Here is a 22,689-nt window from a genome sequence, read left to right on the forward strand (position 1 = left end):
CCGCTGACTGCGGAGACCCGTTGAGACTCACTGAGACTCACTGAGACCCATGGAGATCCGTTGAGGCCTGCCCAGGCGGGCCCGTTCGGGCGTGGCCCGGCGAGCGGTCGGCGGCGGCGGGTCGGGAGACAATGGCGGGGTGATCAGTAGCCCCGTTCTCGACCAGACCCGCCTCGCCAAACTGCGCGAGGCACTGCTCGCCGCCTCGTACACCGCCGACGGCTGCCTCGGCCTGCTCGGGCCCACCGGGTACGCGGCGCTGGCCCGCAGCGAGGCGGTCCCGGCGCTGCGCGCCACCCGCGGCGGCAGCCCGCTGGAGACGCTGGTGCGGCTTTTCCTGTTGCAGCAGCCCGTCCCGTACCGGGCGGCCGCTGCCGCCCTGCCCGTCGAGGACTGCCTGGCCGACGGCTGGCTGCGTCCGGACGGCGACCTGGTGCGAGCCACCGTGGACATCCGTCCGTACGCCAATGAGGTCGCCGGCCTGCCGAGTTCGGACGCCTGGGTGGTCTCCGACCTGGGCTGCGCGGTCGGCGGCGCGGGCGGGATCGGCTCCGGTGAGACCGCGCAGGGAGTGGCCCGCAAGGATCTGGTGCTCGGGGTGGGCGGCGCGTCCACCACGCTGGCCAACCTCGCCGTGCGCCGGCCGGTCCGGGCCGCCCTGGACCTCGGTTCGGGCTCCGGTGTGCAGGCGCTGCACGCCGCCCGGCACGCCCAGCGGGTCACCGCCACCGACCTCAACCCCCGCGCCCTGCGGTTCACCGAACTGACCCTCGCGCTCTCCGGTTTTGACAACACCGAGACCGCCGTAGGCAGCCTCTTCGAGCCGGTCGGGGAGCGGAAGTTCGACCTGATCGTCTCCAACCCGCCGTTCGTGATCTCGCCCGCGGGCCGCTTCACCTACCGGGACGGCGGGATGGCCGGCGACGACCTGTGCCGCAGCCTGGTCCGCACGGCCGCCGCCCATCTGGAGCCCGGCGGCTACTGCCAGCTGCTCGCCAACTGGCAGCACGTCAAGGGCGAGGACTGGCACGACCGGCTGGCCGGCTGGGTCGCGGGCACCGGCCTGGACGCCTGGATCGTCCAGCGGGAGGTTCAGGACGTCGCCCAGTACGCCGAGTTGTGGCTGCGCGACGGCGGCGACCACCGCGGCCCCGGCGGCGACTACCAGGCCCGGTACGGGGAGTGGCTGGATGCCTTCGAGGCGGGCCGGGTCGAGGGCATCGGCTTCGGCTGGATCACGCTGCGCGCGGGCGGCGCCGACCGGCCGACCGTCCGGGTGGAGGAGTGGCCGCACCCGGTCGAGCAGCCGCTCGGTCCGCACATCGAGGAGTGGTTCGACCGGCAGGACTACCTGCGGACGCACGACGACGCGGGGCTGCTCGCGGCCCACTACGTGCTGGCCGACGAGGTCGTCCAGGAGCAGGTCGGCGCGCCCGGGGCGGAGGACCCGGAGCACGTGATCCTGCGGCACAACCGGGGCATGCGGCGCGCCACCAAGGTGGACACGGTGGGCGCCGGCTTCGTCGGGGTCTGCGACGGGACGCTGTCGGCCGGCGAGATCGTCGACGCCATCGCGCAGTTGCTCGGAGAGGACCGGGTGGTGCTGCGGGACCGCGTACCGGAGTCGCTGCGGCTGCTCACCGAGCAGGGGTTCATTCGGCCCGTGGACTGACGAGCGTGGACTGACGAGTCCCGCGGTCCCCGGCCCGGGCAGGCCGCTCGGACCGGGGGCCGGTTCACCTCGCCGTACCCCCTGGTTCGTCCGTCGGCCGCCGAGCGGCTGCCTCCCGTTGGCCCCCGACTGTGAGGCTCTGTCCACAGGCTGTGGACAGGGCTGGGGGCGCGGGGTTGGAGACGACGACGGCGACGGTGGGCGGCATCGTGCTCGCCCTCTTCGGCAGCGCCCTGCTTCTCTGGTGCGCCGCCGAAGTGCGCCTTCGCCACCTCGTGCGCCGCCGGGGCGTGCCCGCGGTCGCCACCGTGGTCGTCGAGGCCCACGCACACGGCGAGCTCGACAGCGCGCCGCTGCTCTCCTTCTCCGCGATGGCATCGGTCGGCGGCCCCGGGGCGGGCCGGTGCGCCGAGGCGGTGCTCACCCGGCCGCGCGGCCACACCCCGCTGCGCCGCCCGGTCCGCTTCTCGCCCGGCACCGCAGTGCGGATCTCGTACGATCCGCGCCGCCCGTCCCGGGTGGTGCTGGCGGCGGCCGAGACGGGCCGTGTCGCGCTGACGGACCTGCTCTGGAGCTCGCTCGGCGTCGGCAGCCTGGCCGCCGGTGCCTGCCTGCTGGCTGTCGTCGGCACGGTCTGACAGGCATCTGTCGTACGGTCCGGCCCGTCCGGTGGGCATCCGTCGTAGGGGGCCGGCGCGGTCCGGCGGGCGGCCGTCGTACGATCCGTCACGGGCCGGTGGACGGCCGTCGCACCGGCCGTCCCGGGTGACGGGCGGCCCACCGATTATTTGTTGACAGATTTTGAAATCCGTCATTCCATCCTTCGGAACCCGCCGAAGCCCCCCTCCACGGGGCGCGATCCTCCATCATCGGGTTACCGTTCGAGTGGCGTCGGTCGGCCTAGCCGGTGAAAAAGCGGGATCCGTCCGTTTGACAAGGGTGGCCGGGGTACGGTCACACTCCGCTGGTGGGGTCGTCGTACAGCGGCAGCCCCGGGACGGTGGAGGGGTCGGGCGGAGCGCAGCCCGTGCTGCCAGCGCCGACCAGCTCACATAACGACCGGGAGAGAAGAGCGAAGGTGTCCCCGAGCAGCGAGACCGCGCACGGACAGCGACTCGTCATTGTCGAGTCGCCGGCCAAGGCGAAGACGATCAAGGGCTACCTTGGCCCCGGCTACATCGTCGAGGCGAGCGTCGGGCACATCCGCGACCTGCCCAGCACGGCGGCCGAGGTACCGGACAAGTACACCGGCGAGGTACGCCGCCTCGGCGTGGACGTCGACCACGACTTCGCGCCCATCTACGTGGTCAACGCGGACAAGAAGTCCCAGGTCAGCAAGTTGAAGTCGTTGCTCGCGGAGTCCGACGAGCTCTTCCTCGCCACCGATGAGGACCGCGAGGGCGAGGCCATCGCGTGGCACCTCCAGCAGGTGCTCAAGCCCAAGGTGCCGGTGCACCGGATGGTGTTCCACGAGATCACCAAGACGGCGATCCAGGAGGCCGTGGCCAACCCGCGCGAGCTGAACCAGCGCCTGGTCGACGCCCAGGAGACCCGCCGCATCCTCGACCGTCTCTACGGCTTCGAGGTCTCGCCGGTGCTGTGGAAGAAGGTCATGCCGAAGCTGTCGGCGGGCCGCGTGCAGTCCGTCGCGACCCGTCTGGTGGTCGAGCGCGAGCGCGAGCGGATGGCCTTCCGCAGCGCGTCCTACTGGGACCTGGTCGGCACCTTCGGCACCGGCCGCACCCCCGCCGACGCGGCCAACCCGGAGACCTTCGGCGCCCGGCTCGCCACCGTGGACGGCAAGCGGATCGCCAGCGGCCGCGACTTCGGTTCGGACGGCCGGCTGAAGAGCGCCAGTGCGAACACGCTGCACCTGGACGAGCAGGCCGCCCGTACGCTGGCCGCCGCCCTGGAGCAGACCGCCTTCGCGGTGCGCGCCGTCGAGTCCAAGCCCTACCGCCGCTCGCCGTACGCGCCGTTCCGCACCACCACGCTCCAGCAGGAGGCCAGCCGCAAGCTGGGCTTCGGCGCGAAGCGGACCATGCAGGTGGCCCAGAAGCTGTACGAGAACGGCTTCATCACCTATATGCGTACCGACTCCACCACGCTGTCGGACACCGCGATCGCGGCCGCCCGCGCGCAGGTCACCCAGCTCTACGGTGCCGACTACCTGCCGGACGCGCCGCGGACCTACGCCAACAAGGTCAAGAACGCGCAGGAGGCGCATGAGGCGGTCCGCCCGTCCGGCGACCGTTTCCGCACCCCCGCCGAGACCGGCCTGAGCGGTGACGACTTCCGCCTCTACGAGCTGATCTGGATGCGGACCGTCGCCTCCCAGATGAAGGACGCGGTCGGCCAGTCCGTCACCGTCAAGGTCGGTGGCGCCGCCTCGGACGGCCGGGACGTCGAGTTCTCCGCCTCCGGCAAGATCATCACCTTCCACGGCTTCCTCAAGGCCTACGTGGAGGGTGCCGACGACCCGAACGCCGAGCTGGACGACCGCGAGCGGCGCCTGCCGCAGGTCACCCAGGGGGATCCGCTCTCCGCCGAGCAGCTCACCCCCGAGGGCCACGCCACCAAGCCGCCGGCCCGCTACACCGAGGCCTCGCTGGTCAAGGAGCTGGAGGACCGCGAGATCGGCCGCCCCTCCACCTACGCCTCGATCATCGACACCATCATCGGGCGCCGCTACGTCTTCAAGAAGGGGACGGCGCTGGTGCCGTCGTTCCTCTCCTTCGCCGTGGTCAACCTGCTGGAGAAGCACTTCGGCCGGCTGGTCGACTACGACTTCACCGCGAAGATGGAGGACGACCTCGACCGGATCGCGGCCGGCGAGGCGCAGTCCGTGCCGTGGCTGAAGCGCTTCTACTTCGGTGAGGGCGAGGGCCACGCCACCGGCGGTGCCGCCGAGGCCGGCAACGGCGACGGCGACCACCTGGGCGGGCTGAAGGAACTGGTCACCGACCTCGGCGCGATCGACGCCCGGGAGATCAGCTCGTTCAAGGTCAGCGACGACATCACGCTGCGGGTCGGCCGCTACGGCCCGTACGTCGAGCGGGCCTCCGTGGTGGACGGCGAGCCCGGCCAGCGCGCCGACATCCCGGACGAGCTGCCGCCGGACGAGCTGACGGTCGAGCTGGCCGAGGAGCTGCTGGCCAAGCCCAGCGGGGACTTCGAGCTCGGCCCGGACCCGGTCAGCGGCAACATGCTGGTCGCCAAGGACGGCCGGTACGGCCCGTACGTCACCGAGATCCTGCCCGAGGGCACGCCCAAGACCGGCAAGAACGCCGTCAAGCCGCGCACCGCCTCCCTCCTCACGACGATGTCGCTGGACACCGTCACCCTGGAGGACGCGCTTCGGCTGCTCTCGCTGCCGCGCGTGGTCGGGGTGGACCCGGAGGGCGTGGAGATCACCGCGCAGAACGGCCGCTACGGCCCGTACCTCAAGCGCGGCACCGACTCGCGCTCGCTGACCAGCGAGGAGCAGATGTTCACGGTCACCCTCGAGGAGGCCCTGGCCATCTACGCCCAGCCCAAGCAGCGCGGCCGGGCCGCCGCCGCGCCGCCGCTCAAGGAGCTGGGCACCGACCCGGTCAGCGAGCGCCCGGTGGTGGTCAAGGACGGCCGCTTCGGGCCGTACGTCACCGATGGCGAGACCAACGCGACGCTCCGCAAGGACGACGAGGTCGAGACCATCACGCCCGAGCGCGGCTACGAGCTGCTCGCCGAGAAGCGGGCGCGCGGACCGGTGAAGAAGACGGCGAAGAAGGCCCCGGCCAAGAAGGCGACCGCGAAGAAGACGGTCGCGAAGAAGGCCACCGCCACCAAGACGGCGGCGGCCAAGACCGCGGCCACCAAGACGACGGCGACGAAGACGGCGACCAAGACGACGGCGAAGGCCGCGGCCAAGAAGACGGCCACCAAGAAGGCCGCCGCGGGCAAGACCACCGTCACCGACGAGGGCTGACCCTCCGCCAGTGGCACCGGGCCCGCGCCTCCGCTCCGGAGGCGCGGGCCCGCGCCGTGTGCGCGGAGCGTCACAACCGTGCAATGACCGGGATCCGGAACCCCGCTCACCCTTTTGCGGCAAGCGCCGACCGCTACGCTGACCGTATGACGAGCGAGGAGCAGCCCACCCCCAGCGCCGCCCCGGCCGCCAGAGCCGGCGCGCCCGACCTTCCCGAGGTCGCGCCCGCCGGGACCCCCGGTGAACGGGCCCGCGCGCTGCTGCGGACGCGCCCGTACCGCCGGCTCTGGACCACCCAGCTGATCGGGGGCACCGCCGACCGGCTCGGTCTGCTGGTGCTGCTCGCGCTCACCGTGACCGCCACCGCCCTCGGCGGCCAGTTCGGCGACCTGCCGCGCAGCCTCGGCTTCGCCGTCGCCGCCGTCTTCGCCGCCCGGCTGGCCGCCACCGTGCTGGTCGGCGCCGCTCTGCTCGGCCCGGTGCACCGACTGCTCACCGGCCCGCTGGACCGCCGCTGGACGCTGTTCGGCGCGGACGCGCTGCGCGCCGTGCTGATCGGCGTCGCGCCGTGGTGGGTCGTCTGGCTGGGCTCCGGCCCGAAGCCCTCCGGCGGTGCGACGTACGTCCTGCTCGCCACCGTTTTCCTGACCGGGGCCGCCGAACGCGTCTGGGCGATCGCCAAGGCCGCCGCCGTCCCCGGCCTGCTGCCGCCGGGCAACCCGTACGCTCCGGCCGCCGAGCAGCGCCCGTCCGCCGCCAACCTGCAGACCGTCCGGACGCTGGACCGTCGCACCGGCTGGGCCACCGTGCCGGTCGCGGCCGCCGCGCTGATCGCGCTCACCCTCGTCGGCAACATCTTCGCGGCCCTCGGCTCGGACTGGCTGCGCGCCCACCAGCTCACCTTCGCCGCCCTCGGTTCGGCCGCCCTGTTCACGGCCTCGGCCGTCCGGGTGTACCTGCAGCAGCTGTCCGGTGGTCCGGTGCCGGTCGCCCCGCACTCGCCGCTGCAGGGCCTGCGCGCCCCGACCGACGCGACGCCCGGCCCCGCCCTGAACAAGGGCCGCACCGGCTCCGCCCCGTACTTCACCTTCTCCGTCGCCGCCGGGTACGCCTCGATGGCGGGCGTCGCCGCGCTGGCGCTGCTGACCGCCGCCGAGCACCGGGCCGGGCCGATCGGCTACGGCCTGCTGGTGCTCGTCGCCGCCGCCACGCCCGCGCTCGGCGCCCGGCTCACCCGGGCCACCCTGCCCGCGCTCTCCCGCCGCCGACTGCTGGCGCTGGCGCTGCTGACCGAGGGCGTGGCGCTGATCCTGGCCGGCCTGGTGCTGGACTTCGTCCTCGTCCTGCTGCTGACCGTGCTCGCCGGGCTGGCCGCCGGGATCACCGTCTCGGCCGGGCGTACCCTGCTCGCCCAGGAGGTCGAGGAGGCCCGGCTGCCCGAGGTCACCGAGCACCTGCACGCGGTGCTGCGGGCCGTGGTGGGCACCGCGCTGGTTGCCGTCCCGCTGATCGCCGCCGCCTACGGGGACGTCGAGTACGGCCGGATCGAGCCCGGCTCGTTCACCTTCATTCACGGCGGTGCGGCCCTCGCGGTGGCCACCACCGGGCTGCTGACCCTCGTCCTCGCGGCCGTCGTGCTGCTCAAGACCGACGACCGCCGGGGCACCACCCCCTTCGTCCGTGAGCTGGTGGACGCCGTACGCGGCGGCACCGGGCTCGCCTCGCACCGCACCACCGGCACCGGCTTCTTCATCGCCCTGGAGGGCGGCGACGGCGCCGGCAAGTCCACCCAGGCCCAGGCGCTCGCCGAGTGGATCCGGGGCAAGGGCCACGAGGTGGTGCTCACCCGCGAGCCCGGCGGCAGCCCGGTCGGGCAGCGGCTGCGCGGCCTCGTCCTGGACGTCGGCAACACCGGACTGTCGCACCGCGCCGAGGCGCTGATCTACGCCGCCGACCGCGCCGAGCACGTCGAGAACGTCATCCGGCCCGCGCTGGCCCGCGGCGCCGTCGTGATCACCGACCGGTACATGGACTCCTCCATCGCCTACCAGGGCGCCGGCCGCGACCTGGCCGCGACCGAGGTGGCCCGGATCTCGCGCTGGGCGACCGGCGGACTGGTGCCCGACCTGACCGTCGTCCTGGACGTGGATCCGAGCAAGGCCCGGGAGCGGTTCACCGAGGCGCTGGACCGGCTGGAGTCCGAGCCGACCGAGTTCCACCAGCGGGTGCGGTCCGGCTTCCTCGCCCTGGCGGCCGCCGACCCGGCGCGCTACCTGGTCGTCGACGGCAGCCAGCAGCCCGCCTTCGTCACCACCGCGATCCGGCACCGGCTCGACCGCGAGCTGCCGCTCTCCGAGCAGGAGAAGGCCGCCCGCGTCGAGCGGGAGCGGCTGGCCCGCGAGGAGGCCGAGCGCCGCGCCGCCGAGGAGGCCCGGAAGAAGGCCGAGGCGGAGGCCGCCGAGCGCAAGCGGCTGGAGCTGCTGGAGCAGCTCCGGGCCGAGCAGGCGGAGAAGGAACGGCTGGCCAAGGAGGAGGCCGAGCGGGTCGCCGCCGAGGCCGCCCGCAAGGCGGCCGAGGAGGCCCGGCTCCGGGCGGAGGAGGAAGCCCGCCGGCAGGCCGAGGAGGAGGCGAAGCTGCGGGCCGCTGAGGAGGCCCGGCTGGCCGCCGAGGCCGCCGAGCGCAAGCGGCGTGCCGAGGAGGCCGCCGTCCAGGCGGAGCTCCAGCGGCAGCGCGATCTTCAGCGCGAGGAGCAGCGGCGGCGGGCCGAAGAGGCCCTGCAGCGGGCCGAGGAGGCCCGGCTGGCGCAGGCCGCCGCGCTCGCCGCTGCCGCTGCCGCCGCCGAGAGCGCGGCCGACCGGGCGGACCGGACGGCTCCGGGGGACGCGGTGACCACCGAACTGCGGGTGGTGAAGGACAGTGACGAGGCCACCCAGGAGATCTCCGAGCGGGACCGCCGGGCGGCTGCCCGGGCGGCCGAGGAGGCGGAGGCGGCGAGGGCCGCAGCGGCCCCCGCGGCCGACGAGACGGCGAAGCTGCCGGTTGTTCCCGCCGCCGCGGGCGACGAGACCACCGTGCTGCCCCGGGTGCCCTCGGCGGACGCCGACCGGACCGCGGTGCTGCCCCGGGTCGAGCCGGACCGCCCGGCCGACCGCCTCCCGCCGGGCCTCTGGCGGGAGGAGCCGGCCGACAGCACCCGCGAGCTGCCGGTGGTCGAGGAGCAGCCGCCGGCCACCGAGCCGCGCCCCCGGCCGTCCTGGGCCGAGGAGACCCCGATGGACGACCTGCCGAGCCTCACCGACACCCTGCTCGGCTCGCGCGACGAATGGGCCCGCTGGAACCAGGGCGGCCCGGCCGACCAGCAGGGCCCGCAGGACCAGGGTGCGCCGTACGGCGGCCAGGGCGGCCAGGGTGGTCAGGGCGGCGGGGCCCGGAGTGGCGACAGGGGTGAGGGCAAGGGCAAGGGCCGTCGCTGGGGCCGCCGGGGCTGACCCGGCCGGGGGTCGGCCCCCGGGGCGTTGGGCGTAGGACGCGGGCGGTGCGGTCGGAGCGGGTCTCCGGCGGCGCCGCCCGCTGTCGTGGCGGGCACGTATGCTCGACGGCGGGGAAGAGCGCCGGGAGCGCAGCCGTACCGAGCTTGGGAGCAGCAGTGGCCGTCTGGGACGACCTGGTGGGTCAGGACCGGGTGGTCGAACAGCTGACCGCCGCCGCCCGGGCGGCCGGAGCGGCGGTCGCCGCCGGGCGCGGTGCCGCACCGGAGCCGGGCACCAACGCCTCCCTGATGACACACGCCTGGCTGTTCACCGGCCCGCCCGGGGCCGGCCAGACCACCGCCGCCCGCGCCTTCGCGGCCGCCCTGCAGTGCACCAGCCCGGACCTCGCGCTCGGCGGCACGCCCGGCTGCGGGTTCTGCGACGGCTGCCACACCGTGATGGCGGGCAGCCACGCCGACGTCAAGTACGTCCGCACCGACGGTCTGTCGATCGGCGTCGGCGACATGCGCGCCCTCGTCCTGCGCGCCTCCAGCTACCCGACCGGCGGCCGCTGGTCGGTGATCCTGGTGGACGCCGCCCACCGGCTGACCGAGGCCGCCGCCAACGCCCTGCTCAAGGGCGTGGAGGAGCCGTCCCCGCGCACCGTCTGGCTGCTCTGCGCGCCCTCGGTCCAGGACGTACTGCCGACCATCCGCTCACGCTGCCGCCTGCTGGTGCTGCGGACGCCCGCCGCCGAGGCCGTCGCCGACACGCTGGTCCGCCGCGACGGCGTCGACCCGGAGACGGCCCGGCTGGCCGCGCTCGCCGGGCAGGGGGACGTCGACCGCGCCCGCCGGCTGGCCGTCGACGAGCAGGCGCGCAACCGCCGGACCGAGGTGCTGCGCATCCCGCTGGAGGTCGGTGACATCGGCGGCTGCCTGGCGGCCGCCCAGCGCCTGGTCGACACCGCCAAGGCCGACGCCGAGGCGCTCGCGGAGACGCAGGACGCCAAGGAGACCGACGACCTGAAGGCCGCGTACGGCGCGGCCGAGGGCAGCAAGGCCCCGCGCGGCATGGCCGGGGCGGTCAAGGAACTGGAGAAGCGGCAGAAGAGCCGTGCCACCCGGACCCGCCGGGAGACGCTCGGCGTCGCCCTGCTCGACCTGCTCGGCTTCTACCGGGATGTGCTCGCCCTCCAGCTCGGCTCGACCGGTGCGCTGGCCAACGAGGACCAGCGCCAGGCCCTGAACCGGGTCGCGGCGGCCGGTCCGCCGGAGGGCACGCTGCGGCGGATCGAGGCGGTGCTCGCCTGTCGGCGGGCGCTGGACCGCAACGTCGACCCGCTGCTCGCCGTCGAGGCGATGACGGTGGCCCTGCGGGCGGGCTGAGGCCGGTCCGGGACCACCGGGCCCTCGCCGGTCCGGCCGGGCTGCTGGGCCGTCGGGCCGCCGGGTACGGCTTCACGTCCTATCCGTTGTCCCACCTTCGAGTGAACGGGCGGTACGCGCCGGGCACACCCGCGTGTGACCGTCGGGTCGTCTTGCACGCTGGGGGCCGACTGCGCCCCGACGCCGGGGCCGTCGCGTCCCGTACGGCGCCGGCCGGTCCGGTGTCCGGCCCTCGTCCCGAGGTGGTGCGTCCCATGGTCCGTTCGCTCCTCGTCGTTCCCCTGCTGGCCGCGGCCGCCGTGGGCGGTGTCTGGCTGGCGCGCGGTGCGCTGCTGCGCTGGCGCGACCTGCGGGCCGCCGAGACGTACGAGCTGACCAGCGACCGGCGGCCGATGCTGCTTCGGACGCTCGGGGCGATGGCGTGCGGGGTCTGCGTCACGGCGCTGACCCTGCTGACGGCCTTCGGGGTGCTCGGCAGCCTCGGCGGACCGGACTCGGGGCAGGAAGGGGCACAGCTCGCCGTCGAGGACGAGGCCGACTGGGGCGCCGGGACCGTCGGTGGCGGCGCCCGGCAGGCAGCGCCGCCCGCAGCCGGGGTCCCGGCCCCCGACCCCGCCGCGGTCCCCGAGGCCGCTCCTCCGCCCGCCGCCGCCCAGGTGGTCAGCCGGTTCGACAGCGTCGGCCACCCGAGCGGCGGCGAACTGCTGCAGTCCGTCGTTCTCGGCCCGGACGGGCAGCCGCGCAACGTCCGGGTCTGGCTGCCCGCGCAGTACGCCAATGACCAGAACGCCCGTTTCCCGGTGGTGGTGATGCACGCCGCCACCCCGCGCAAGACCGCCGACGCCGAGGTCCCCGACGTCTTCGACGGCCTCAGCTCCGCCGTCCAGACCGGCAAGGCCCGCCCGTTCATCCTGGTCGCCCCCGAGGCGCCGAACGGCACCGCGCACCCCTGCGACCTGGTCGCCGCCGCCCCGCAGGCCGTCGCCGACGACGCCACGCTGCGCTCGGCCATCGCCGCCGCCTTCCGGACCCTGCCGCCCGGCCCGGCCTCCTGGGCCGCCCTCGGCGTCGAGGGCGGCGCGCCCTGCGCCGCGGCCGCCGGGCTGGCCCGCCCCGATCTGTACGGCGCGGCCGCGGCGATCTCCGGGCGGTACGACACCGCCGCGCTGGCCCGGACCGGAGCCGAGGCGCCCGCCGACGCCGCTCCCCGGCTGCTGCTGGCCGCCGCCAAGGCGGACAGCGCGGGGCTGGACGCGGCCCGCAAGCTCCAGGCCGCGCTGCGCGGCGGCACCGGTTCGGCGGCCCGCGCCGATGTGCGGATCTCCGACAATGTGCAGGACTACTCGCCGGAGCGGGAACGGCTGCGGCTGGTCCGGCAGGCGGCCCAGTACCTGGCCGAGACGCTGGCCAAGGCATCCTGATCACCGCTGCGGCGGCCACCACGCTTCGCGGTACCCGGGCGGTCCCGGGGCCACCGGACTCGAACACCTGAGGGGACCAGATGAAGGCCACGAAGCACGCCCCGGTCGCGAGGCAGGCCCCGGCCGTGGGACGTGCTCCGGGCATGAGACGCGTTCCGGCCGTGCGACGTGTTCCGGTGGCGAGGCACGCCCTGGCGGCCGTGCTGGCCGCGGCCGGGATGCTGGCCGGGGGGTGCAGCTCCGCCTCCTCCGGGCCGGAGGCGCCCCCCTCGGCCGCCGCCGGGCCCGCTGCCGCCGGCTCCGGCTCCGGCCCGGCTTCCCCCTCCGCCGGAGCGTCCCGCCCCAGGGTCACGCCGCTGGAGCCGCTGCCCGCGGCCGTGCCCGCCGCGCTGGCGTCGTACTACGGCCAGCGGCTCGCCTGGCAGCCGTGCGACGAGGGCTTCGAGTGCGCCACCTTCCGGGTGCCGCTGGACTACGACCACCCGGCGGGCGGGGACCTCGTCCTGGCGGCCGTCCGGGTCCGGGCCGAGCCGGTCGAGCCGGGGGCGCCGGGCGCGTCGGGGGTGTCGAAGGGACCCGAGGGATCGGTGGGATCAGGCCGCCGGCTTGGCTCGCTGCTGCTCAACCCCGGCGGCCCCGGCGGCTCGGCGGTCGATTACGTGAAGGCCGTCGCCGGGACGTACGACAGCGGCGTGCGCGCCCGGTACGACCTGGTCGGCCTCGACCCGCGCGGGGTCGGCCGCAGCAGCCCCGTGACCTGCCTGAGCAATCAGCGGATGGACGCCTACACCGCCGTCGACACCACCCCCGACGACCAGGCCGAGACGGACGCCCTGGTGGCCGCGGACAAGGAGTTCGCCGAGGGCTGCGAGGAGCGGGCCGGTGCCGAGCTCGGCCACCTCGGCACCGTCGAGGCGGCCCGCGACATGGACGTGCTGCGGGCGCTGCTCGGCGACGAGCGGCTGAACTACGTCGGCAAGTCCTACGGCACTTTCCTCGGAGCCACCTATGCCGGGCTCTTTCCCACCCGGACCGGCCGGATGGTGCTGGACGGCGCGATGGACCCGTCGCTCGACTCGCTCGACGGCAACCTGACCCAGGCCGGCGGCTTCGAGACCGCCTGGGCGGCCTTCGCCAAGGACTGCGCCAAGCACGAGGACTGCCCGCTCGGCCGGACCGAGCAGCAGGTCGGCGAGCAGCTCACCGCCCTGTTCAAGTCGCTCGACACCCAGCCGCTGGTCACCCCCGACTCCGGCCGCCTGCTGACCGAGTCCCGGGCGACCACCGGCGTCATCCAGGCGATGTACGCCGACTTCCTCTGGCCCGATCTGCGTGCCGCGCTCGCCGAGGCCAAGGCGGGCGACGGCACCGGTCTGCTGAAGCTGTCCGACTCGTACTACGGACGCCGCCCGGACGGCTCGTACCCCAACCTGATGTTCGCCAACACGGCGGTGAACTGCCTCGACCTGCCCGCACCGTTCACCGGCCCGGCGGAGGCCCAGCAGGCGGTGCCCGCCTTCGAGCGGACCTCGCCGCACTTCGGCCGCGACATGGCCTGGATGGCGCTGACCTGCACCTACTGGCCGGTCAAGGCCACCGGTGCCGCGCACACAGTCCGGGCCGCCGGCGCTCCCCCGATCGTCGTCGTCGGCACCACCCGCGACCCGGCCACCCCGTACGCGTGGGCGCAGTCGCTGGCCGGGCAACTGCAGTCCGGCCACCTGCTGACCTACGACGGCGACGGCCACACCGCGTACGGCCGCCAGAACGCCTGCGTGGACGACGCCGTCAACGCCTATCTGCTGAGGGGCGGGCCGCCCGAGAAGGGGAAGCGCTGCGGGGGCTGATATTCGCTTCAACCGCCGCCCGGTGCGAAGTTACGATGAGCGCCCGCCACCCCCTGCCGCACCCCACACCCTCATCGGAGCGCACCGTGCTCGGAGTCAACGACCTGGCGACGTATGTCCTCGGCGCCCTCGTCATCGTCCTTCTCCCCGGCCCCAACTCCCTGTACGTGCTGTCCGTCGCCGCCCGCAAGGGCGTCCGGACCGGCTACACCGCGGCCGCCGGCGTCTTCGTCGGAGACCTCACTCTGATCAGCCTCACCTCGCTGGGCGCCGCCTCGCTGCTGGAGGCCAACCCGGCCGTCTTCGCCGTGGTGAAGTTCGGCGGCGCCGCGTACCTGCTCTGGATCGGCATCGGCATGCTTCGCGCCGCTCGCCAGCTCTGGCGCGAACGCCGTGCCGACGACCCCGCCGCAACCGCTGCCGGGCCCGCCCCGGAGGCCGTCGAGCGCCCGTTCCGCAGGGCCCTGGTGATCAGCCTGCTGAACCCGAAGGCGATCCTCTTCCTGCTCTCCTTCTTCACGCAGTTCGTGGACCCGTCCTACGGCCGGCCCGCCCTCTCCTTCGCCCTGCTCGGCGGCGTCCTGCAGACCTTCAGCCTGCTCTACCTCTCCATGCTGATCTTCGCGGGCACCACCCTCGCCACCGCCTTCCGCCGGCGCAAGCGGCTCTCCGCAGGCCTCACCAGCGGCGTCGCCGTCCTCTTCGCCGGCTTCGCCGCCAAGCTCGCCGTCTCCTCGACCTGAGCCCCGCCACTGTTACCCGGTACGGATCACCTCCGAACCTGTGTAGACTTGCCGCCGTTGCCGCTGCACTGCGTCAACGGTGCCGCCTTAGCTCAGTTGGCCAGAGCAACGCACTCGTAATGCGTAGGTCATGGGTTCGAATCCCATAGGCGGCTCAGAATCGGCCCAGGTCACATAGCCCGTGACCTGGGCCTTTGTTGTTCCTTGGCTGGCCGTCAGGCGTCGGCAGCGTGCTACAGGACCGCTTGCGTGAGCGATGCGTGAGCACGGGTGTTGATCTCGGTCCGACCCCTGGCCTTCTTGGCCTTGGACTTCTCCTTCTTCGCGGCCTTCCGCTGGAGGGGCGAGCTTCGCGGCGGCCTCGGCGGCATCCTTGGCGATCTCGGGCAGGACGCTGGTACTTCTCCGCCTTCACCACCCCTACCCACGCCCGAGCCGAACTGCGAGCCGCCGCACCCTCGCGCGCAGGACGACTGACCGCTTCGCCGCCCATGTGCAGGCCACCGTCCTCGCCCAGGTCGAATTCCGCTGGCCAATCGCCCTGCCGAGCCCTCACCGAAGCCGCCCAGCAATGGGAGCTGACCGGCGCCGACCGACCCCGTCGAAGTCCTCTTCTGGTGCCTGCACCACGCCACCAACGACCGCATCGACCAACGCGCCCGCATCGCGCTCACTCGCAGCGGCCGTCGCGCCACCACGACGACCGCACTCACGACACCCGCCGTGCAGACCGACACCAAGGCTGCCAACAACCGCACCCGCCGAACGCCAACCCGGCAAGGAGAAGCAGATACGCCGGGCCTCGCCCGAGCGCCGACAGCGCTGCGGGCGGCCACCAGCTGATGGCCGCCCGCAGGGGCTCCGTCAGTTCTTGAGCGTGGCGTTCAGATATGCCTGCACCGGCTCGAAGATCCCGTACGGCACGTACTCGGGGATCTCTGGAAGCGCCACCCACGCCAGTGCGTCCAGTTCTCGTGGGTCACCGACGGCAGCGGCGCCGCTGATGATCTCGCAGACCGTGTACGACATCCACCGGCCAGTTTCTGGGTGAACGCGCTCGCCGAGGACCTTGATGGCAGCCACGTTCATCCCCGTCTCCTCCGCAGTCTCGCGGACAGCCGCTTGCTCGGGAGACTCGCCGGGCTCGATCTTGCCTGCCGGGAACTGCCACAAGAGCCGGCCCTCGCTGACCCAGCGCCGGACCATCAGCACCCGACCCTCTCGGATCACGATCGCGGCAGCGACACCTGGCGGCCCCTCTGAAGGCGGGAGCATCGGCTAATCCCTCTCCGCCGCTGAGGCCGCCACGGGGCGGAGCAGGTCGAGGACATGGGTCCAGTTGTACTTGTCACGGCCCCCGCCGGCCTTGGGCTTGTGGGGGACGTAGTCGCCGAGCAGGACGCCCATCGACCGGAGGCGGGTGAGGCTCTCCGCGTACGCGGGGTGCGCGGCTTGGGCGGAGTTGACGTAGGGCTGGACGGCCACCGGGATGCCGAGGCCGTACGCCTCGCAGAGGATGCCGAGCGCGAGGGTGTCCGAGATGCCAGCGGCCCACTTGTTGATGGTGTTGAAGGTGGCCGGGGCGACCGCGATCGCGTCGGCCGGGGGCAGTGGCTGGGGGATGCTCGGCGTTCGCCAGGCTGAGCGGATCGGGTAGCCGGTCTGGGCTTCGACGGCTTCCTGGTCTATGAATCCGAGCCCGTTCGGGGTCGCGATCACGCCGACTCCCCAGCCCTCGGCATGGGCAGCGGTGATCAGTTCGCCCACTCCGTCGGCGATGCCCGACGCGCAGACGACGACATAGAGGAACGGCTCGCGGTGCTCGGTCAAACCTGGACTCCCAACTCCTGGCAGAAACGGCGAAGCTCCGGGACGGCACCGCGCCGGTCGCGAGCGGCCATGTCACCGGCCAGCTCCAGCACGCTGGGCCGTCGACGGATGTCCTCCGAGGCACAGCTCTCCGCGATCCTGAGCGCTTTGTATCCCTCGGCCAGTCTGCCCTGCTGGCTGTAGGCCCGTGCAGCCTCCACCCACAGTGCCGCCCGGCGCTCGGGGACCGGGATGCGCCTGCGCATCAGCGGCTGGGCGGCTTCCAGCGCCGTTCCCGCGTCGCCGAGGACTACCGAGGCGCTCACCGAGTGGAGCGCGACGTTGGTCGGACTGAAGTTCGCCCAGGCTTCGGGGCCGTCGAGGTCGACGTAGCGCGCGACCTCCTGAGCTTCGGCGAGAAACTCGGCGGTCGTGGCACGGTCGCCGCCGGCGCTCGCCGCCGTAACGCCGCGAAGGAGCATGAGCCCCAGCGCGGCGAGGTACTCAGGCGGGCGCCGGTCGTAGCTGCCGGAGAGCTGGTCGGCGGTGTGCCGGATGAGGGTGACGGCCGGCGCGGTGTGCCGGTCGCGCGCGAGGACATGCGCCTGGACACGGACGCTGGAGGCCATCACCACGGGGTCGGCGCTCCGCTCGGCCTCGGCCATGGCACGGCCGACCGCCAGCCAGGCGTTGCCGTGGTCTCCGAGCTTGAGCAGCAGGCTCACCGCGGTCTGGTACGCCGTCGCGAGGAGCCCGGACAGGGCTTGATCGCCGCCGCGGGAGGCGTCCTGGGCCTGGCGAAGGTCGGCGATCAGCGACGGCAACGCGCCTTCGAGCTCGGCGTACCGGCAGGTGTAGAAGAGCCTCCGCGCCTGGGAGAGCCGGGATGCGAGTGCGGCCAGGGGTTGTGGCGCGTGCTCAGCTGGAACGGGTCCGGGCAGCAGTGCCTGGACCAGCTCTATCCCCACGCGAGGAGTAGGTGTCGGGGCCGCGAGCGCGACGACGCTCGCGGCCAAGAAATTGCGACGGTGCATGTCGTCCGTCCTGCTGTCCGCACTGGTATGGGAGGACAGGCCGAGGCTTCCCAGCGGGATGTCGAGCACGGCTGCGACAGCGCGCAGGACATCGATGTCCTGCGTCCCCTTGCCGCTCTCCAACCGGCTGATCTTCGACTGGTGGTAGCCCAGTTCGGTGGCCACGTCCGCCTGCGACCGCCCACTCAACACCCGTGCGCGGCGGATTACTTCTCCGATCCCGCCCGCTGCGGAGTGTCCTTTGGCCGTCTGCGACATGGCTTCTCCTGCCAATGCTGATCCTGCCTGGTGAGCCGAGCGTAGCCGCACCAGGACAACCCGTCATGCACGATCTGCATGGATCATGCACGCGGAGCCCATGCCCTAACCGTTGTGCATCGAGATGGAGTTGTCTGGTCGTCAGCAGCTCGACCACCCTCGCGGCTTGCGGTTCCCCGCTCCCGCATGACCGAGGCCCATCTGCGGTCTCGCGCATGCGCGGCTTTACCCAGTGGCTAAGGAGAAGCGCCGATGACCCTTCGCTCGGACGCACAGAGGGGCGCCACCACGCACCAGCGGGACGCAGTGGCTGTTCCTCTCGCTTCGGAAGACGGCCGGGCGTCGAACACAACCGCGAGCCCCGCAGACCGCGCCGCCGCGCGTCGCGAGGGCCTCGCCACCGCCAGCACCCACGCCCGAGAGGTCCTCGACCGCCACCAGTTCGAGGACGGCCGGTGCAGCGACGGCTGCGGCCCCTGGCCCTGCAACAGCGTTGTCGACGCGGTCCAAGCCTGCGATGGTGACCAGTGATCTCCTCCACTCACGCCCGACGTATCTCGTTCATCGGTACCAGGCGCGACCACGTCCCACCAGCCCGGGAAGCCGTCGTCCGAGTCGCCCGCTCGTGGGGGATCGACCCGACTTCGCTTGGCGACATCGCTCTGGTCGCCGACGAGCTGCTCGCTAACGCGGTCATCCACGCGCCGGGGAGACTGCTTGCCGGAATTTACCTGTCACCGGACGGGGACCGTGTGGTGATCGAGGTGTACGACCCGTCGCGCCGGATGCCCACCGGGGCCGCCAACTTCGGCAACGACGAACTGACTACCGGTCGCGGCATGTTGCTGATCGAGGGTCTGTCGGAGACCTGGGGCGCGGAGCCGACGACCCATGGCAAGAAGGTCTGGGCTGAACTGGCGGTGCCCGCTGTCGCGGTACCCGAGCACCCTCGTTCGACCCGAAGGGCGGCGCTCATCGCCAGCCTCGTCCGCACCGACCGTCCCAGGCCCCGTCCCCACGTGCCCGCCTGGCCAAGCGCCCGCGCGTACAGGTGGTTCTCGCAGCACCGCTCGCCACGTGCCCACCGACTCCGCCCGTACCGATGCAGGCACACCGGCCGGGCGGTGACGGGGCCGGTCGCCCTTTCCCCCGGGGGCGGCCGGCCCAACCCCAGGTGACCTGCCCGACACAGCCGTATCTGCTCCACCCCAACTCGGCTCTACGGAAGGATGGATGGATGAGTGACTGGGAGTTTGTGAAGGACAGAACGGCCACACAGGGCGCGGTGTGGAGGTCCACCGACGGCCTGCTCTACAAGCGGACCGGCGGCGAGGATCTGCGGGTTGAGACCGAGTTCCAGCAGCTGGCCGCCGGCCTTGGTTACCCGGTGCCGGAGATCGTCGACAGTGGCTCGGAGAACGAGAGCTACTTCGTCATCGAGCGCGCCATCGGCGACAGCTCGCTGCACGAGGAGGCGCTGGCCGACGCCAGGCAGAACGGTCAGGTCAGCTACCAGGTGATCAGCACGGCGGCGGCCGTCGCATCGAAGCTCCTGCAGGCCCAGGCGAGGCACCCCCTCCCCGCCACTCAGTGGTTCGAGAAGGCGGCCTTCGCGGCCGAGGTCTTCGAGGAGAACCCGGACTTCGACACCCCGCGCGTCCACGAGGCGGTCAAGCACGCCCTCGACCGGCTGGCCCGGCTCCCGATGGTGCACGGGCATCTCGACTACGGCCTGCCCAACGTCCTCCAGGCCGGGGTCATCGACTGGCAGCACCACGGACCGGTCCCGCTCGGCTACGACGTCTACCCCGCGCTCGACATCGTGGCCTTCAAGGGCGGCGGCAAGGGCTACAGCATCACCCCGGAACAGCGCACCGCCTACACCGCGGCCCTCGACGAGACCACCGCGTCCCTGATCGGGCAGCGGGTCAGCGAGCACCTGGGCGACTTCCTGCTCGTCAAGTGCTTCTTCTTCCTCGCCCTCATGCGGCCCACCGACCCCACGCGGCACGACAAGCACATCAAGTGGCAGTACCGCCGCACCCTCTTCACGATGGGACTTGATCAGTATGAGTCGTCCAACACGATCGACACCGGCACCTTCCCCACTCTGGAACGGTTCGCCGCTGAACACCGGTAGGCCGGTTCCCACCGTTCGCGACCGCGACTACCTGATGGACCACCACGGAGTCGTCTTCAAGGTCATCGGCGACAGCCACCCCGGCAGCCACTACCTCGGCTACGTCAAGTACCACCCTGACGAGAAGGGCGACCGTCGGCTCTTCGACCGGACCTACCGGCAGAACAGCGTCGTGTCGAAGTCCTTCGGCATCCTCGCCGGCAGGCCGGAGTGCTACGTCTACTCCGACACCCTCGGCTGCGTCATCACCGGCATCCCGCGCGAGGACGTGGCCGTCCACTACTCCTGCCGCCAGGCCCTCGCCGCCATCCACGAGGACCCCGGAGCGGTCGCCGACAACCCGGCAGGCAAGGACCTCCTGGCGATCACCGAGTGGATCACCGCGAACGACGCCCAGGGCCTGATCGGCGTCACCGGCTCCTTCCTCGTCGGCTGCTTCAACGACCGCTCCGACATCGACCTCGTCTGCTACGGACCCGAGGGCTACCAGGCCGCCCAGGAGCTCTTCCAGCAGACCGACCTGATCCGGCCGTACGACGGAGACGACCTCACCCGGCTGTACATCCGCCGGGCGAAGTACATGGAGGGCAGCTCATTCGACGCCCTCATCAAGCAGGAACGCCGCAAGCTCCAAGGACTCACCGCCAACGCCGGCGCGCACATCAACTGCGAACCCATCCGCTCCGACCGCGACAAGACCTTCGCCCGGATCTCCTCCAAGGAGATCGGCGAGATCTCGCTCCTCGCCAAGATCACCGACCACGCCGAAGGTCTCACCACCCCGGCCGTCTACGGGATCAAGGTCAAGACCATCCTCAGCTCGACCATCGACGAGGCCGACTCCTTCGCCCGCCGGATCACCCACATGCGCTCGTACCTCGGCGCCTACACCGGCGCTTTCAGGTCCGGCGACACCGTGCACCTGTCCGGCAAGCTCGTCCACACCCAGGACGGCGAACACAGCGGCTTCGGCATCGAACTCACCCCCTGGACCGTCAGCGGTTCCTACGTCGCCAACCTCGCCGGATAGGAGCCTCGTCTTGCCCCTGCTCGTCATCCGACACGCCGAGTCCGTCGAGAACGCCGACAAGTACAACGGCTTCTACCAGGACCCCCGCCCCTACAGCGGAGCCGCCGCCCATGCCATCTCCCGCACCATCGTCGGCCTGACCCCGCGCGGCTTCCGGCAGGCCCAGTGGCTCGCCGAGGTCCTCCCGCAGCTCGCGGGCCCCGGGCCCCACGTCTACACCTCGACCTACCGCAGGGCGATCGACACCGCCGCGATCGCCCTGCCGGCCCTCCCCGATGGCTGGCCCCGGCAGACCGCGCTCCTGGACGAGCAGCACTACGGCGACGCCACCTACATGACCAAACGCGAGCTCTACGACAGCTACCCCGCACTCGCCGAGGACCGCCGCCTGCGCAAGCACATCTGGACCGCGCCGGGCGGCGGCGAGTCGCTCGCCGAGGGCGTGCTCAAGCGGGCCGCCGAGTTCGTCGCCCTCGCCCAGGCCGAACTCCAGGAATCGCGCACCGTTGTCGCCTTCACCCACCAGACCGCCGCAGTGGCCCTTCGATCCCTGCTCGAATCCTGCACCTTGACCGAGATCCTCGCTGAGGAGCGGAAGGGCAAGATGCCCAACGCCGCGATCCTCCACTACGAGCTAAACGACGGCCGGTTCACTCGGATGGGAACCACGACCCCGCCGATCTAGGAGGAGCCCGTGCGACACCTGTTCCTCAATGGGCCCGTCCAGAACGGGCCCTTCACCTTCGCCACCCGCCCCGGCAAGGCCGTCGGCATCCGCCTCGCCGCCGCGCTCAACGCCATCCTCGGGTTACCGCCCGCACCCCACCTGTGGAACACCGTCACCCTCGCCGGGGACCTCCGCCACCGTGAGGCCAACGGCCCGAGGATCCCCCGCCAGCGCTTCGAGGCCGACCTGATAGCCGACAAGTACCCGCCCGGGCAGCCCCCGGTGGGTGGCATCATGACCGACACCGACGTCGAGGTCGTCGGCCTCGCCCTGGAGATGATCGAGAACAACCTCCGCGCCCGCACCCTCACCATCAGCCGCGAGACCGTCCCCACGTGCCGGGCCTGCGGTCACATGACCGGCACCGGCGGCCATCCCTGCAACGCCTGCGGCAGCACCGACACCGAAGACCGTACGGGCCTCCACCTCGTCGCCGAGCTCGCGAAGGACCGCCCCGTCCTCGACCGCTCGGACATCCACGCCAGCCACCGCCAGCAGCCCAAGCACCTGCAGCACACCGCCGCCAACGTCGCTGAGCGGTTGATCCTCTCCCGAACTCGTGACCACGGCATCGACCTCTCGCCCCTCGGCCTCAACGGCCTCGTCCTCGACCCGCGCGTCGGTATCCACGCCACCGTCCTCGCCGCAGCCCGCCGGCACGAAGCGGACACGGCCGTCATGACCATCACCGAGAACGCGGCCAACCACATCGCCGCCCATGGCCAGCACTTCCGCGAACACGGCGGCACTCGCCTTCAGTACGCCTTGCACGGTCACCTCCCCTACGACCACACGGCAAGCCTGCAGCCGCTGTACGAGGCATACCGGGCCACCCAGGTGATCAAGGGCGGCTTCGAAGAGTGGTTCCTACCGCTCTTCTCCCTGCGGGCCAAGACCGGAACCCGGCCGGACCAGCTGCCCGCGCTCTTCAAGCAATACATGCGGGCACACCTGGCCAAGCCTGTTGCACTCGACGTGGCTGTCTTCGAAGCCGTTCGGCGCTCGGTCTCCGCCGGTGACACGGAATGGATCACGAACAAGCAGGCGCTGGCCAGCGTGATGGCTGCCCATGAGACCGCGCTGGCTGCCGCTGCGGAGATCTGACGAGCAGGTCCGGCGTACCCGTTGCTCTCTGCATGAACGCTCTCCGGGAGTGCCTCTCCTGGACGCCCTACCCACGAGG

The 22,689-nt window shown here is 72.5% G+C and carries 16 protein-coding genes and 1 tRNA gene; 14 read left to right on the forward strand and 3 right to left on the reverse strand.

Annotated features, from left to right (window positions below):
* The first annotated feature begins 139 nt into the window (after positions 1 to 139).
* From AB0P06_RS01225 to AB0P06_RS01265, 9 genes are all read left to right on the forward strand, one after another.
* The gene (locus tag AB0P06_RS01225) at positions 140 to 1,672 is read left to right on the forward strand and encodes a methyltransferase (protein ID WP_363604111.1); all 1,533 of its coding nucleotides are present in this window, start codon (positions 140 to 142) and stop codon (positions 1,670 to 1,672) included.
* 176 nt (positions 1,673 to 1,848) lie between these two features.
* Positions 1,849 to 2,310, forward strand: a complete 462-nt coding sequence (locus AB0P06_RS01230; RefSeq protein ID WP_363604113.1) for a DUF3592 domain-containing protein — start codon at positions 1,849 to 1,851, stop codon at positions 2,308 to 2,310.
* A 440-nt stretch (positions 2,311 to 2,750) separates the two neighbouring features.
* Positions 2,751 to 5,639, forward strand: a complete 2,889-nt coding sequence (gene topA / locus AB0P06_RS01235) for a type I DNA topoisomerase (protein ID WP_363604114.1) — start codon at positions 2,751 to 2,753, stop codon at positions 5,637 to 5,639.
* Between the two features lie 146 nt (positions 5,640 to 5,785).
* Complete coding sequence (gene tmk, locus AB0P06_RS01240; protein WP_363604116.1) at positions 5,786 to 9,127, forward strand: dTMP kinase; 3,342 nt, start codon at positions 5,786 to 5,788, stop codon at positions 9,125 to 9,127.
* A 158-nt stretch (positions 9,128 to 9,285) separates the two neighbouring features.
* Positions 9,286 to 10,497 (forward strand): DNA polymerase III subunit delta', encoded by a 1,212-nt coding sequence (locus AB0P06_RS01245; RefSeq protein WP_363604117.1) that lies wholly within the window; start codon positions 9,286 to 9,288, stop codon positions 10,495 to 10,497.
* Positions 10,498 to 10,751: 254 nt separating this feature from the next.
* Entirely contained in the window at positions 10,752 to 11,918 is a 1,167-nt protein-coding gene (locus AB0P06_RS01250) for a hypothetical protein (RefSeq protein WP_363604118.1), read from the forward strand.
* A gap of 218 nt (positions 11,919 to 12,136) precedes the next feature.
* Positions 12,137 to 13,765: an alpha/beta hydrolase gene (locus tag AB0P06_RS01255; protein ID WP_363604205.1), complete on the forward strand. Its 1,629-nt coding sequence runs from the start codon at positions 12,137 to 12,139 to the stop codon at positions 13,763 to 13,765.
* Between the two features lie 86 nt (positions 13,766 to 13,851).
* Complete coding sequence (gene leuE / locus AB0P06_RS01260) at positions 13,852 to 14,508, forward strand: leucine efflux protein LeuE (RefSeq protein WP_363604120.1); 657 nt, start codon at positions 13,852 to 13,854, stop codon at positions 14,506 to 14,508.
* 81 nt (positions 14,509 to 14,589) lie between these two features.
* Positions 14,590 to 14,663: transfer RNA gene (locus tag AB0P06_RS01265), tRNA-Thr, on the forward strand.
* A gap of 709 nt (positions 14,664 to 15,372) precedes the next feature.
* Here AB0P06_RS01265 and AB0P06_RS01270 read toward each other — a convergent pair.
* From AB0P06_RS01270 to AB0P06_RS01280, 3 genes are read right to left on the reverse strand one after another with little or no spacing between them, the layout of a single operon-like run.
* Positions 15,373 to 15,783 carry an NUDIX hydrolase gene (locus AB0P06_RS01270; RefSeq protein WP_363604122.1) on the reverse strand — a complete coding sequence of 137 codons (411 nt, stop codon included), beginning with the start codon at positions 15,781 to 15,783 and terminating at the stop codon, positions 15,373 to 15,375.
* 3 nt (positions 15,784 to 15,786) lie between these two features.
* Complete coding sequence (locus tag AB0P06_RS01275) at positions 15,787 to 16,338, reverse strand: flavoprotein (protein ID WP_363604123.1); 552 nt, start codon at positions 16,336 to 16,338, stop codon at positions 15,787 to 15,789.
* A complete protein-coding gene (locus tag AB0P06_RS01280; RefSeq protein WP_363604124.1) occupies positions 16,335 to 17,609 on the reverse strand; it encodes a helix-turn-helix transcriptional regulator in 1,275 nt (424 codons plus the stop codon). Before AB0P06_RS01280 ends, AB0P06_RS01275 begins: the two co-directional genes overlap by 4 nt.
* A gap of 527 nt (positions 17,610 to 18,136) precedes the next feature.
* On the opposite strand from AB0P06_RS01280, the gene AB0P06_RS01285 reads away from it, so the two are divergent.
* Genes AB0P06_RS01285 through AB0P06_RS01305 form a run of 5 tightly spaced genes read left to right on the forward strand, consistent with a single transcriptional unit; the run spans position 18,137 to position 22,610 of the window.
* Complete coding sequence (locus AB0P06_RS01285) at positions 18,137 to 18,787, forward strand: ATP-binding protein (RefSeq protein ID WP_363604125.1); 651 nt, start codon at positions 18,137 to 18,139, stop codon at positions 18,785 to 18,787.
* A 59-nt stretch (positions 18,788 to 18,846) separates the two neighbouring features.
* Positions 18,847 to 19,749: a phosphotransferase gene (locus tag AB0P06_RS01290; protein ID WP_363604127.1), complete on the forward strand. Its 903-nt coding sequence runs from the start codon at positions 18,847 to 18,849 to the stop codon at positions 19,747 to 19,749.
* Between the two features lie 34 nt (positions 19,750 to 19,783).
* Complete coding sequence (locus AB0P06_RS01295) at positions 19,784 to 20,779, forward strand: hypothetical protein (protein ID WP_363604128.1); 996 nt, start codon at positions 19,784 to 19,786, stop codon at positions 20,777 to 20,779.
* Positions 20,780 to 20,789: 10 nt separating this feature from the next.
* Positions 20,790 to 21,464 (forward strand): histidine phosphatase family protein, encoded by a 675-nt coding sequence (locus tag AB0P06_RS01300; protein WP_363604129.1) that lies wholly within the window; start codon positions 20,790 to 20,792, stop codon positions 21,462 to 21,464.
* Positions 21,465 to 21,473: 9 nt separating this feature from the next.
* A complete protein-coding gene (locus tag AB0P06_RS01305) occupies positions 21,474 to 22,610 on the forward strand; it encodes a hypothetical protein (protein WP_363604130.1) in 1,137 nt (378 codons plus the stop codon).
* Positions 22,611 to 22,689: the final 79 nt, after the last annotated feature.

Origin of the sequence: Kitasatospora sp. NPDC088351 (genome assembly GCF_040685575.1) — a bacterium.
GTDB lineage: Bacteria > Actinomycetota > Actinomycetes > Streptomycetales > Streptomycetaceae > Kitasatospora.